At 61.0% G+C, this 12,161-nt stretch carries 10 protein-coding genes and 1 pseudogene; 7 read left to right on the top strand and 4 right to left on the bottom strand.

Features of this window, described 5'->3' with window-relative positions; translation table 11 throughout:
• The 4 genes from nirB to ACC569_RS11995 all read left to right on the top strand — a co-directional run.
• Positions 1–2,059: nitrite reductase large subunit NirB (gene nirB / locus ACC569_RS12010; protein WP_372523771.1), on the top strand; the 2,059-nt coding region annotated here is incomplete at its 5' end.
• A gap of 119 nt (positions 2,060–2,178) precedes the next feature.
• The gene (gene nirD, locus ACC569_RS12005; protein WP_372523770.1) at positions 2,179–2,538 is read left to right on the top strand and encodes a nitrite reductase small subunit NirD; all 360 of its coding nucleotides are present in this window, start codon (positions 2,179–2,181) and stop codon (positions 2,536–2,538) included.
• Between the two features lie 7 nt (positions 2,539–2,545).
• Positions 2,546–5,218: a molybdopterin-dependent oxidoreductase gene (locus tag ACC569_RS12000; RefSeq protein WP_372523769.1), complete on the top strand. Its 2,673-nt coding sequence runs from the start codon at positions 2,546–2,548 to the stop codon at positions 5,216–5,218.
• A 275-nt stretch (positions 5,219–5,493) separates the two neighbouring features.
• Positions 5,494–6,231: a hypothetical protein gene (locus ACC569_RS11995; protein ID WP_372523768.1), complete on the top strand. Its 738-nt coding sequence runs from the start codon at positions 5,494–5,496 to the stop codon at positions 6,229–6,231.
• 71 nt (positions 6,232–6,302) lie between these two features.
• Here the strand turns inward: ACC569_RS11995 and ACC569_RS11990 are convergent, their stop codons facing one another.
• The 4 genes from ACC569_RS11990 to ACC569_RS11975 all read right to left on the bottom strand — a co-directional run bounded on the left by ACC569_RS11990 (position 6,303) and on the right by ACC569_RS11975 (position 9,936).
• Positions 6,303–6,716, bottom strand: coding sequence for an NUDIX domain-containing protein (locus tag ACC569_RS11990; RefSeq protein ID WP_372523767.1), 414 nt, complete (start codon positions 6,714–6,716; stop codon positions 6,303–6,305).
• Positions 6,717–6,804: 88 nt separating this feature from the next.
• Complete coding sequence (locus ACC569_RS11985) at positions 6,805–8,097, bottom strand: FCSD flavin-binding domain-containing protein (RefSeq protein WP_372523766.1); 1,293 nt, start codon at positions 8,095–8,097, stop codon at positions 6,805–6,807.
• A gap of 9 nt (positions 8,098–8,106) precedes the next feature.
• Entirely contained in the window at positions 8,107–8,481 is a 375-nt protein-coding gene (locus ACC569_RS11980; protein ID WP_372523765.1) for a cytochrome c, read from the bottom strand.
• Between the two features lie 48 nt (positions 8,482–8,529).
• Positions 8,530–9,936: an MBL fold metallo-hydrolase RNA specificity domain-containing protein gene (locus tag ACC569_RS11975; RefSeq protein WP_372523764.1), complete on the bottom strand. Its 1,407-nt coding sequence runs from the start codon at positions 9,934–9,936 to the stop codon at positions 8,530–8,532.
• A gap of 122 nt (positions 9,937–10,058) precedes the next feature.
• On the opposite strand from ACC569_RS11975, the gene ACC569_RS11970 reads away from it, so the two are divergent.
• The 3 genes and pseudogenes from ACC569_RS11970 to ACC569_RS11960 all read left to right on the top strand — a co-directional run.
• A complete protein-coding gene (locus ACC569_RS11970; protein WP_372523763.1) occupies positions 10,059–10,625 on the top strand; it encodes an LPP20 family lipoprotein in 567 nt (188 codons plus the stop codon).
• A complete protein-coding gene (locus ACC569_RS11965; protein ID WP_372523762.1) occupies positions 10,622–11,245 on the top strand; it encodes a penicillin-binding protein activator LpoB in 624 nt (207 codons plus the stop codon). The genes ACC569_RS11970 and ACC569_RS11965 overlap by 4 nt, the downstream gene beginning before the upstream one ends.
• A gap of 16 nt (positions 11,246–11,261) precedes the next feature.
• Positions 11,262–12,161 (top strand): annotated as a pseudogene (locus ACC569_RS11960) (hypothetical protein); the annotation flags it as partial.

Genomic DNA, 12,161 nt, shown 5'->3' with positions numbered 1-12,161 from the left:
TTTCCGCGATTTCGCCGACGTCGAAACCATGCTCACGGCGGCGAAACAATACCGCCATGCCGTGGTCATCGGTGGTGGATTGCTGGGACTGGAGGCGGCCAACGGCCTGATGAAGCAGGGCATGAAGGTTACGGTCGTGCACCTGCCGGACGTGCTCATGGAGCGCCAACTGGATGCGCCGGCCGCGAAAATGCTCAAGAAATCACTCGAAGACCGCGGTCTGGAATTCGTGCTCCAGGGTGTGACGCAGGAGATCATCGGCAAGAATCGGGTGCAGGGTGTGCGTTTGAAAGATGGCCGTGAATTGACCGCCGACTTGGTAGTGATGGCGGTCGGTATTCGCCCCAACATTGAACTCGCCAAAAAGGCTCGTCTCTATTGCGAACGCGGCGTGGTGGTGAGCGACACCATGCAAAGCTACGACCCGGCGATCTACGCGGTCGGCGAGTGCGTGCAGCATCGCGGCCAGACCTACGGGCTGGTGGCGCCACTGTTCGAACAGGCCAAGGTCTGCGCCAACCATCTCGCCCACTTCGGCATCTCGCGCTACGAGGGTTCGATTACCTCGACCAAGCTCAAGGTCACCGGCATCGACCTGTTTTCGGCCGGCAATTTCTCCGGCGGCGACCAGACTGAAGAGATCGTGCTGCAAGACGCCGGTGCCGGCATGTACAAGAAGGTGGTGCTCAAGGACAACCGCATCCAGGGCGCGGTGATGTACGGCGACACCATGGACGGCGCCTGGTACTTCCAGCTGATGCGCGACGGCACCGATGTCTCGAACCTGCGCGACAAGCTGCTGTTCGGCCAGGCGCACCTCGGCGATGCCGGCCATGGCGACATCAAGAGCCGCGTGGTAGCGATGGCCGACAGCACCGAGATCTGCGGCTGCAACGGCGTGTGCAAGGGCACGATCGTAAAGAGCATCGTCGACAAGAAACTGTTCACGCTCGAAGAGGTGCGCGCCCACACCAAGGCCTCCAGCTCCTGCGGTTCGTGCACCGGCCTGGTCGAGAACCTGCTGGCCGCGACGCTCGGCGGCGATTATTCCACCGCGCCGAAAAAGAAACCGATGTGCCCGTGCACCGAGCACACTCACGACGAAGTACGGCAGGCGATTCGCGCCCAGAACCTGAAAACCATACCGGCCTTGTTCCAGGCGCTGGAATGGAAAACCCCGGACGGCTGCAACAAGTGCCGCCCGGCGCTCAATTTCTACCTGCTGGTAGCGTGGCCGGGCGAATACGTCGATGACAACCAGTCGCGTTTCATCAATGAGCGCGCGCACGCCAACATCCAGAAGGATGGTACCTATTCGGTGATTCCGCGCATCTGGGGCGGCGAGACCACGCCCGCCGAGCTGCGTGCACTGGCTGAGATCGCTGAGAAGTACGAAGTTCCGACCGTGCACATCACCGGCGGTCAGCGCATCGATTTTCTCGGCGTGCCGAAGGAAACGCTGCCGGCGATGTGGGGCGATCTGAGCGCGGCCGGGTTCGTTTCCGGTCATGCCTACGGCAAGGCGATCCGCACCGTCAAAACCTGTGTGGGCAAGAACTGGTGCCGCTTCGGTACCCAGGACTCGACAACCATGGGCATCGATCTGGAAAAGATGGCATGGGGTTCATGGACGCCGCACAAGTTCAAGCTCGCCGTGTCCGGCTGCCCGCGCAATTGCGCCGAAGCGACGATTAAAGACTTTGGCGTAGTGTGCGTTGATTCCGGTTACGAGCTGCACGTCGGCGGCAACGGCGGCGTGAAAGTGCGCGCCACCGATTTCCTGTGCGCGGTGAAAACCCCGGAGGAGGTGAAGGAGTATTGCGCCGCCTTCCTGCAGGTGTATCGCGAAGAGGCGCATTATCTGGAACGCACCGCGCCATGGGTGGAGCGCGTCGGGTTGGCGTACGTGAAGCAGCGTGTGGTGGAAGATGCCGCGGGGCGTAAGGCACTCTCCGAACGCTTCCTGCACTCGCAGCAGTTCGCGCAGATCGATCCGTGGGCGGAACGCGCCAAGGGCGTGGACAAACACGAGTTCATCCCGCTCAAGATGGTGGGATAGCTGAATCAACAACCGTTCGTGCTGAGCTTGTCGAAGCACGAACAAGACACAACAGTCTCGCCGTTCACCCTTCGACGGGCTCAGGGCGAACGGGGCTGGTGACACAGGAAGCAGAACCGATGCAGACAACGGCAAAGAAACAAATGAACGACTGGATCGAAATCGGAATCCTCGACGACATTCCGCGCCAGGGCGCGCGCGTGGTGCGGCGCACGGACGGCGACATCGCCGTGTTCCGCACGCTCGACGACGAAGTGTTTGCGCTGCGCGACAAATGTCCGCACAAGGGTGGGCCGCTGTCGCAGGGCATTGTGCACGGCAACAAGGTGGCCTGCCCGCTGCACGACTGGAAGATCAGTCTCGATACCGGCATGGCAGTGGCGCCGGACGAAGGCTGCGCCGCGCGCTTTCCGGTGCGCATCGATGGCGGCAAGGTATACCTCTCGCTGATCCCGGAAGAAGGCTGCCCGAACACCTGATTTTCCCATGACTGTCACCGAGACCCGCACCACCTGTCCCTACTGTGGCGTCGGCTGTGGCGTGCTGGCGCGAGCCACGGACGACGGCACGGTCAGCGTTGCCGGTGATCCACAGCATCCGGCTAACTTCGGGCGCTTGTGCTCCAAGGGCGCGGCACTGGCCGATACCCTCGACCCGGCGACGCGCATGCTGCACCCGGAAGTCAACGGCGAGCGGGTGAACTGGGACACGGCGCTCGATACCGTTGCCTCCGGCATCCGCACCGCTCTGCAAAAGCACGGCCCGGACTCGGTGGCCTTCTATGTTTCCGGCCAGCTGCTGACCGAAGATTATTACGTCGCCAACAAGCTGATGAAGGGTTTCATCGGCAGCGCCAACATCGACACCAACTCGCGTCTGTGCATGGCTTCGGCGGTCGCCGGCCACAAGCGCGCGTTTGGCTCGGACACGGTGCCCGGGTGTTACGAAGATCTTGAACGCGCCAAGCTCGTGGTGCTGGTGGGCTCGAATGCCGCCTGGTGCCACCCGGTGTTGTACCAGCGTCTGGTGCAGGCCCGGGAAAAGCATCCGGAACTGCGCGTGGTGCTCATCGACCCGCGCCGCACCGCCAGCGCCGATCTCGCCGATCTGCATCTGGCTGTGCGCCCCGGCACGGATGGCGTGCTGTTCAACGGCCTGCTGGTCTATCTCCACGATCACGACGAAACGCATTCGCAGTTTGTCGCTAACCACACCGAGGGCGCGGACGCCGCGCTGGCCGCCGCGCGCGCCAGCAGCCCGGATGTCGCCAGCGTGGCCGAACAATGCGGACTCAGCGCCGCACAGGTGGAGGAGTTCTTCGATCTGTTCGCGCGTACCGAGCGGGTGGTGACGCTGTTCTCGCAGGGTGTGAACCAGACATCGAGCGGCACCGACAAGGTCAACGCTATCATCAACTGCCACCTGCTCACTGGCCGCATCGGCCGTCCGGGCATGGGCCCGTTCTCGCTCACCGGCCAGCCGAACGCCATGGGCGGGCGCGAGGTCGGCGGGCTGGCCAACCAGCTGGCCGCGCACTTCGATCTCGACTCTCCGGCGCATCGCGCCCAGGTGCAGGAATTCTGGAAGTCCCCGGCCATCGCCACGCAACCCGGCCTCAAGGCCGTGGACCTGTTCCGCGCCGTGGAACAGGGCAAGATCAAGGTGCTGTGGATCATCGCCACCAACCCGGCGGTGAGCCTGCCGGATGCGCAACAGGTGCGGCGTGCGCTGGAAAAATGCGAGCTGGTGATCGTCTCCGACTGCGTGCGTCACACCGACACCACGCGCTATGCGCATGTGCTGCTGCCAGCCGCCGCCTGGGGCGAGAAGGAAGGCACGGTCACCAATTCCGAACGGCGCATCTCGCGCCAGCGCACGTTCCTGAAACCATTGGGCGAGGCGCAGCCGGACTGGTGGATGGTGGCGGAGGTGGCCAAGCGCCTCGGCCATGGCGCCGCTTTCGATTACCCTAATGCCGCCGCCATCTTTCGCGAACACGCGGCGCTCTCGGCGGTGGCCAACGACGGCACACGCGATTTCGATCTTTCCGGTCTCGCCGGGGTGAGCGACGAGGACTATGCGCAGCTCGCCCCGGTGCAATGGCCGGTGACGCACGCCAGGCCGAAAGGCACGGCGCGCCTGTTCGGCGACGGCGCATTTTTCACACCCAGCCGCCGTGCGCGCCTCCTTCCCATCACTCCGCGACCACCGGCGCACCCGACTGATACGCAGTATCCGCTGGTGCTCAACACCGGCCGGGTACGCGACCACTGGCACACCATGACCCGCACCGGCCGCGCGGCACGGCTGTCGGCACACACCATCGAACCCTGTATGGAGATCCACCCGCAGGATGCCGCGAGCTTCGGCGTGGCAGATGGGGCGCTGGCGCGGGTGGCGTCAAAATGGGGCCAGTCGAACGCGCGCGTGCGGGTGACGGACTCGCAACGGCGTGGTTCGGTGTTCGTGCCCATGCACTGGAATGACCAGTTCGGTAACTGCGGTTGCATCGACGCGGTGGTAAACCCGGCCACCGATCCCATCTCCGGCGAACCGGAGTTCAAGCATACGCCGGTGCGCGTCGAGCCCTTGCAGTCGAAGTGGTACGGCTTTCTGCTGTCGCGTCGCCAGCTGATCCCGGGCGCGGCGACGTATTGGGCCGCCGCACGCGGGCCGGGCCTGTGGCGCTACGAACTGGCTGGCGACGAACTGCCGCAGGACTGGGCGAGCGCGGCCCGCGCCGTGTTATGCGCGCACGACGAGAAGATCGAGTGGATCGAATATTTCGACAAGGCCGCGCGCCGCTACCGCGCCGCGCGCCTCACAAAAGGGAAACTCGAAAGCTGCATCTTCATCGGACCGAACCCGGAACTCCCGCCGCGCGACTGGCTGGCCGGCCTGTTCGCGCTGGAGGCGCTTGATGCTCCGACCCGCGCCGGGCTGCTGACCGGCATCCCGCCCAAGGGGTGCCGCGACATGGGCCGCCAGGTGTGTGCCTGTTTTGGTGTTGGCGAGACGGCGATCCTCGAAGCCATCCAGTCCGGGTGCGCGACCGCGACCGACATCGGCGCCCGCCTCAAGGCTGGGACGAACTGCGGTTCCTGCGTGCCGGAGCTCAAGGCGCTGCTCGGGCAGCATGACGCCAGAAAGATCGCCTGAAAGGCGACGCGCTCTCAAGGCAGCTGTTATTTTTTCCGAGTATTTTTCGGCTTACGCCCATATCGCCTGCACCACGGTAGCCAATGTGTCCGTCCAGCAACCCTTGCCCCACGCCATGCTGTGTTGATGGTTTTCTATTAGGTGGTACTAAAAACGCGTGAGTGCTTGAAACATCAACGACCGGGAAAATATATTGCACTGATATACAGTATTATGTCGCTTTATAAAGCGACATTTAGGCCGTCTACTTCTAGTTAGGTGACAAGAAGAACACCATGGAATTTACTGGCGATCCCGGTCTACATCTGCAGGATGATCTTCTCTCTAACCTGTTTAGAGTGAGAATCTTCGCAAATGAACTAATGGAGCTGTACAACCTTTTTAACAGCAGAGTTGACGAAGTTAATAAGCGCGAAAGCAAAGTTTTTGAAGATATTGGCTGGCCACAACCGGTCATGCTTATGCGGAACTTTGGCGGAAGGGTCACTGATGTTCAGCTGAATTTGTATTTTAAATCCTTTGTGTTTATTTCACGGCAATCCGTGGAAAAAATACTAAGGTCTGTATATTTGGCGCGCGAATCACTTGAGCATCATTCGGCAGCTCACAAAATATGTGATGGGTCTTCACCAGAGCGTTTCATGAAGTTCATCATCAACGTCGTAGAAGACAAATATAGTTATGACGCCGATGTTCTAAATATGCTCAAAAAGCACGCATTAACTTTTATTGGGCTAAGGACGCTACGCAACAATTTAAAAACTCTAGGAACATTCAACGTAGTATTGCTAAATAAAAAACCAATTATCGTAATTAGGTTGTTACAGAAAGATAAGCAAGACACCGCATACAAATATTTATCCAAGTGGCCACATGCGAAGATTGAGGAGGACAAGATACTTAAAATCGATGCAGTAGAAGTTATGAAAGCTATCGGTAAAGCAATCGAGGAAACGGGTCTTTGCATTGAAGGAAGGCTAAATATAACAGATGAATCATTTGAGAAGCTTTAAATCACCTAACAAAGCGCCCAAGGCGGACAGCTTCGCCGCCGCTTGGCTTGGTCGTTATCTGAAAAAAATTCCTAAATTATTTTTCGAGCCCACTCCAGTATCGCCCACACCCGCGGCACCAATAGCGGCCGCGCCGCTTCATAATCGAGCCAGAGGTATTCATCGTGCTCCGGGTGGCCGAGCTCGGCACTGACCGGCAGGCTCACCTCGCCTTGTTTCGATTCCGCGAGATAGTAACGCGCGATCTTGTTCTTGCCGTAAGGTTCGGTTTCGATGTAAGCCTGTCCCCAGCGGAAATCGAGACCCATCAGCGTGGTTTCTTCCTCGACCTCGCGGATGGCCGCGGCCAGTGGTTCTTCCCCGGGCTCGACCATGCCCTTGGGAAAATCCCAGTAATCGCGGACGCGCAGCAGCAGATAACGATATTGATCGCCGAAGCGCCGCACGATGACGGCTCCCGCCGAAAGAACCGGATTGGTATTCATTGAGGCCTAGTGTTTGTGGAGACGGGACAAAAAACAAGGGCGGCCGTAGCCACCCTTGTCGCATAACAAGATTATTTCGAAGCCGCGATCAGCCCCAGATATCCGAGGTGATGCTGGCATACCAGCCGGCGCCGTATTTCGCCTCTTGCTCGCGGAAAGAGTCCGGCGCGTCCTTCGGGCTCACGCCGCCCGCGCCTTCCACTTCCGTGATGCCCTTCTCGGTCACCCGGTACACGCCCGCGACCGAGATGCCGTAGTTCGGCGCGATCAGGCTGTAGCAGGTATTGACCAGCGAGTTCTCCGCGGGCGTCTCGCCCTTGAACAGGGCGACGATGGCAGCGGCGCACATCTTGGCCTCGCTGCTGGCGGCGAAGCCGGACTTCGGCAGCGCGCCGGCGATCGAGGAGTCGCCGATAACGTGGATGTTGGGATGCAGCTTCGATTCAAAAGTCTTCGGGTCCACCGGACACCAGCCCTTGTCGTCGGCCAGGTCCGAGGCGATGGCGATCTTGCCCGCGGTCTGTGCCGGGATGAAGTTCACGACGTCGGCCTTGTGTTTGTCGAGCTCGGTGTCCACGATCATCTTCTTCAGGTTGACCGATTTCACCGTGCCGCCCTTGGCGCTCGACACCCACTCGATCATGCCCGGATAAAGCTTGTCCCAACCGGCCTGGAACAGGCCCTGTTTCGAGAATTTATCCTTCGCATCCAGAATAATGATCTTGGACTTGGGTTTGTGGTCCTTGAGGTAGTGCGCGACCATGCTCGCGCGTTCATACGGTCCGGGCGGACAGCGAAACGGATTGGGCGGTGACACCAGGATGAAAGTGCCGCCGTTTTTCATGGCCTTGAGCTTCTTCTGCAGCAGCAGCGTCTGCGGGCCGGCCTTCCAGGCGTGCGGCATGACCTCCGCGGCTTTTTCGTTGTAGCCCTCGACCGCGTCCCATTTGAAATCAATGCCGGGCGAGACCACCAGACGGTCGTAGCTCAGCATTTTGCCACTCTTGAGTTTCACCTTTTTGCCGGCCGCGTCGATGGCGGTCACGGTGTCGTGCATGACATTGACGCCATGCTTCTTTTTCAGCGCGCCATAGGTCTGGGTGATGGAGTCCATGGTACGCAACCCGCCGAGCACCAGATTGCTGAACGGGCAGGTGACGAACTTGGTGCTCGGCTCGATCAGCGTCACGGCCACGCCGGGATCGAGCCGGCGCAGGTATTTGGCGCAGGTTGCGCCGCCGAAACCGCCGCCGATCACGACCACGCGGGCGCTGCCCTTGCCGCCCTCCGCGGCGCGGGCCGTCGAGGCATAACCGAGCACACCGGCCGCGGACGCCGCGCCGGCGATCTTGAGAAAATCTCTGCGTGTAATTTGGCTCATGTCATCCCCCTATTTGAGATTGGTGCCGATGTAATTGGCGAGCGCCTCGAGTTCCGCGTCGGTATAACCCTTGGCATGGCGCGTCATGACCGTGGCGGCCAGTTGACCGGATTTGAATTCCTTGAGTTGCAGCAATGCCTGCTGGGCATTCTTGCCGGTCAGGCTGGGGATGGAACCGGGACTGCGGCCGTCGGTGCCGTGACACGAGTAGCAGTTGCTGATCATATTCACGACCGCCGCCGGGCTGGGTGGCGCGGAAGGCGGAGCGGCGGCCGGGGCCGGAGTTGTCGCCGGTGCCGGTGCATCCTCCGCCGCGGCTGGCAAGGCAGCCAGACACATCGCGCTCAGCAACAGTGTGGGTAATGGATTTTGTAATTTCATCATGCACCTCCTTAGAGGAGTTGTCTGTCTGGTTTATTGACGCACCACCGTTCAGCGTGCGCGTGGCAATGACAAAAGGTCAATCCGTTCGCCCGCTTCCGGTATCAGCACGGACGCACGTAATGTGCGCAGGCGCTTGGCCAGAGCGTCCATCGGCTCGGACTCGCCATGCACCAGCGCCACCGCGGGATGCCGATCGAAGTTCCGGTACCAGTTCAGCAAACCCGACTGGCCGGCGTGGGCCGACAAACCGCCGACGGTGTGTATCTGTGCGGCCACGCGGATGTTTTCGTCCCAGAGCTTTACGGTTTTGGCGCCGTCCACCAGTTGACGCCCGAGCGTGCCGCGCGCCTGGAATCCGGCGAAGATGACGTGACACTGTTCGCGCCAGAGATTGTGCTTGAGGTGATGCCGGATACGCCCGCCGGTGCACATGCCGCTGCCGGCGATGACGATGGCGCCGGAGCGCACGCGGTTGATGGCCATGGATTGCGCCGGGGTGCGACTGAAATGGAGGTTGGGCATGGTGAAGGTATCGCCATCTTTTTTGCGCCGCCGCGTGGTCTCGGCGTTGAACAGTTTCCAGTGCCGGGCATAGACTTCGGTGGCCTCGATCGCCATCGGGCTGTCGAGAAAAATTGTCCAGTGATCGATGTCCCATTCCTTGCTGTAGCGTTTGAAGAAATAGAGCAACTCCTGGCTGCGGCCTATAGCGAAGGCGGGGATGAGAATGTTGCCTTCGCTGCGTCGCGCTTCACGGAACACCTCGCCCAATTCCGTCAGTGTTTCCTCCCACGAGCGATGCTCGCGGTCGCCGTAAGTGCTTTCGAGGACGATCAGATCCGCCTCGCGCACGACCTCGGGGTTGCGCAGGATCGGTGCGCCCGCGTGACCCAGATCGCCGCTGGCCACCAGCTTGCGCGTCTCGCTCTTTTCCTCGAGCCACAGCTCCACGATCGCCGAGCCGAGGATGTGCCCCGCGTCCTGAAGGCGCAGCTGCATGCCCGGCAGGATTTTTTTCTCGACATCATAGTCGAGCACCTGAAACTGGCGCATGGCCTTCTCGGCGTCGCTGCGCGTGTACAGTGGTTCGACGAGGCGCTTGCCCCGGCGCTGACGCCGGCGGTTCTCGTGTTCCGCGTCCTTCTCGTTCAGCGAGGCCGCGTCCTTGAGCATGATCTGGCACAGATCGCGCGTCGCGCGGTGTGTGTAGATCGGCCCGCGGTAACCGCCCTTGACCAGCAATGGCAGGCGGCCGGAGTGATCGAGGTGAGCGTGCGTCAGGACCACGGCGTCGATATCGCCGGGGGCGAAGGGGAAAGGCGCGCGGTTGCGCGACTCGTCGGCGGGCGCGCCCTGGATCAGGCCGCAGTCGATGAGCAGGCGGCGGTCGCCACAATGCACCAAATGGCACGAACCGGTGACTTCGCGCGCCGCGCCCAGAAACTGGATATCCATGCGCCCACCTTAATGGAGATTGGGATCAACGTCCGCTATCATGACATGAAAGCACCGCGTTTTTGCTTTTCCCGATCGTTGGCGCTTAAACTCTGCGCAGTGCTATTGGCCAAGGAGGTGCTATGAACAAGCCGAAATTCCGGTTGCAGTTGATCTTGATGACAGCTGCCGCGTTGCTGGCGGCATGTTCCGGGCAGACGCAGCTTGAGAGCGATTTGCGCATCAAGGGCGCGCCGGATTGGGTCAACAAGGGCACGAATTACGTCAATGACAAGGACGGCCGGCTGTTCCACGGCGTGGGTTCGGCATCGCCGATGGGCGAGGTGACGCTGCAGCGCGCCACCGCCGATGACCGGGCGCGCGCGGAACTGGCGCGTATTTTTTCCTCTTACCTGGATGTCGTCTCGAGCGACTATCAATCCGCGGCCAGGGCCGGTGACAGCAAGGTTTCCGAAGAGGCGGTCTCGCGCCAGATCAGGAACCTGTCCAAGGTGAATCTCGCGGGCGCGAAAATCATAGCCCGCTGGCAGGACAAAAAGACGAACATCGTTTACGCCATCGCCGAACTCGACATGAAACAGGTCAAGAGCACCGTAGCGGGCGCGCAGGACATGAATGTGGACGTGCGCCATTATGTGGAAAGCAACGCCGACAACATTTTCGACCGGCTGACCAAGGAGAATAAATGATGGGCTTTTCCTTCCGTGTAAATTCAAGGCTGGTGCAGGCACTGGCCGTGTCGGCGCTGGTCCTGTCCATCGCCGGTTGCGGCACGTCGGTGGAGCGTATCGACACGGACGAGGTCAAGGACCTTTCCGGGGCCTGGAACGACACCGACTCGCGTCTGGTTTCCGAGGAGATGATCCAGGACGTGCTGTCGCGCGACTGGCTGCCGGAATTCACGCGCAAATACAACAAGAAGCCCGCCGTGATCGTGGGCGAGGTGCTAAATCTCAGCCATGAGCACGTCAACGTGAACACCTTCACCGCTGACATGGAGCGCGCGCTCATCAATTCCGGCAAGATTCAGTTCGTCGCCTCCCGCAACGAGCGTGGCGAGGTTCGCGAGGAGCGCAAGGATCAGGACATCCACGCCGCCGAGGCTACGCGCAAACCGATGGGCCAGGAGCGGGGCGCGGATTACATGCTCAAGGGCACGATCAACACCATCATCGATACCTCGGGATCCTCCCAGGTGCGGTATTACCAGGTGGACCTCACCTTGATCAGCCTCGCGGACAATGTGAAAGTCTGGGTGGGGCAGAAGAAGATCAAGAAGTTCGTCAAACGCGGCAACCTCCGTTACTGATACGCCGCGCGCCGCCATGCGCGCCAACCTCATTTTCCCGCTGGCCACTCTGGCGCTGCTGCTTTCCGGCTGCGCCAGTTACAGCGATTCCTTTTCCGTCATCGAAAGCGACATGGCGGCGCAACGTTTCGGCGCGGCACTGGAGACCTTGGAACGGCAACGGCATCCGCCGCGCGACCGGCTGCTGACTCTTCTGAACAAGGCCATGCTCGAGCGCATGAACGGCGATTACGCTGCCTCCAACACTACGTTCGAGGCTGCCAAGGCAAGCATGGAGGAACTCCGGGGACTGAGCCTGCGCGAGCAGGGCCAGTCCCTGCTCATCAACGATGCGACGCGCAGCTATGCCGGCGAGGAGTTCGAGCAGGTGCTGGTGCACTTGTACATGGCACTCAATTATCTTCAACTGGGCGAACGCATCGACGCGCGGGTCGAGGCGCTGCAGGTGGATGAGCGGCTGCGCGAGATCACGCAGCGACTCCCAGAAAACCGCTACACCGAGGATGCCTTGGCGCGCTACCTGACGGGGATGATCTATGAGGAGCTTGGCGAGCGCAGCGACGCCATGATCGCCTACCGCAAGGCCTACGAGGCGTATCGCCACTATGAGAAAAATTATTCCGTGGCTATTCCGGAGTCTCTCAAGCACGATCTGCTGCGGCTGTCCCAGCAAATGGGTCTGACGGGGGAAATGCGACAGTATCGGAAGGAATTCCGGATCGAGCGCTGGATGAGCGCCGACGAGCTGGCGGAACAAGGCGAGTTGATTTTTCTGCTGCACAATGGACTGGCGCCGATCAGGCGCGAGCATGCGGTCACGGTTCCCGATCCCGCCTTGGATCATTTCGTGCGCATTGCCCTACCCTATTACGAAACGCGCCCCACGCCGGTGGACGGCGCGCGCGTGACGGCGGGC

The sequence above is a fragment of the Sulfuricaulis sp. genome (genome assembly GCF_041499725.1).
In the GTDB taxonomy this organism is placed as follows: domain Bacteria; phylum Pseudomonadota; class Gammaproteobacteria; order Acidiferrobacterales; family Sulfurifustaceae; genus Sulfuricaulis.
The sequence above is the reverse complement of the archived record's forward strand: the minus strand, read 5'-3'. Positions and strand labels throughout refer to the sequence as shown.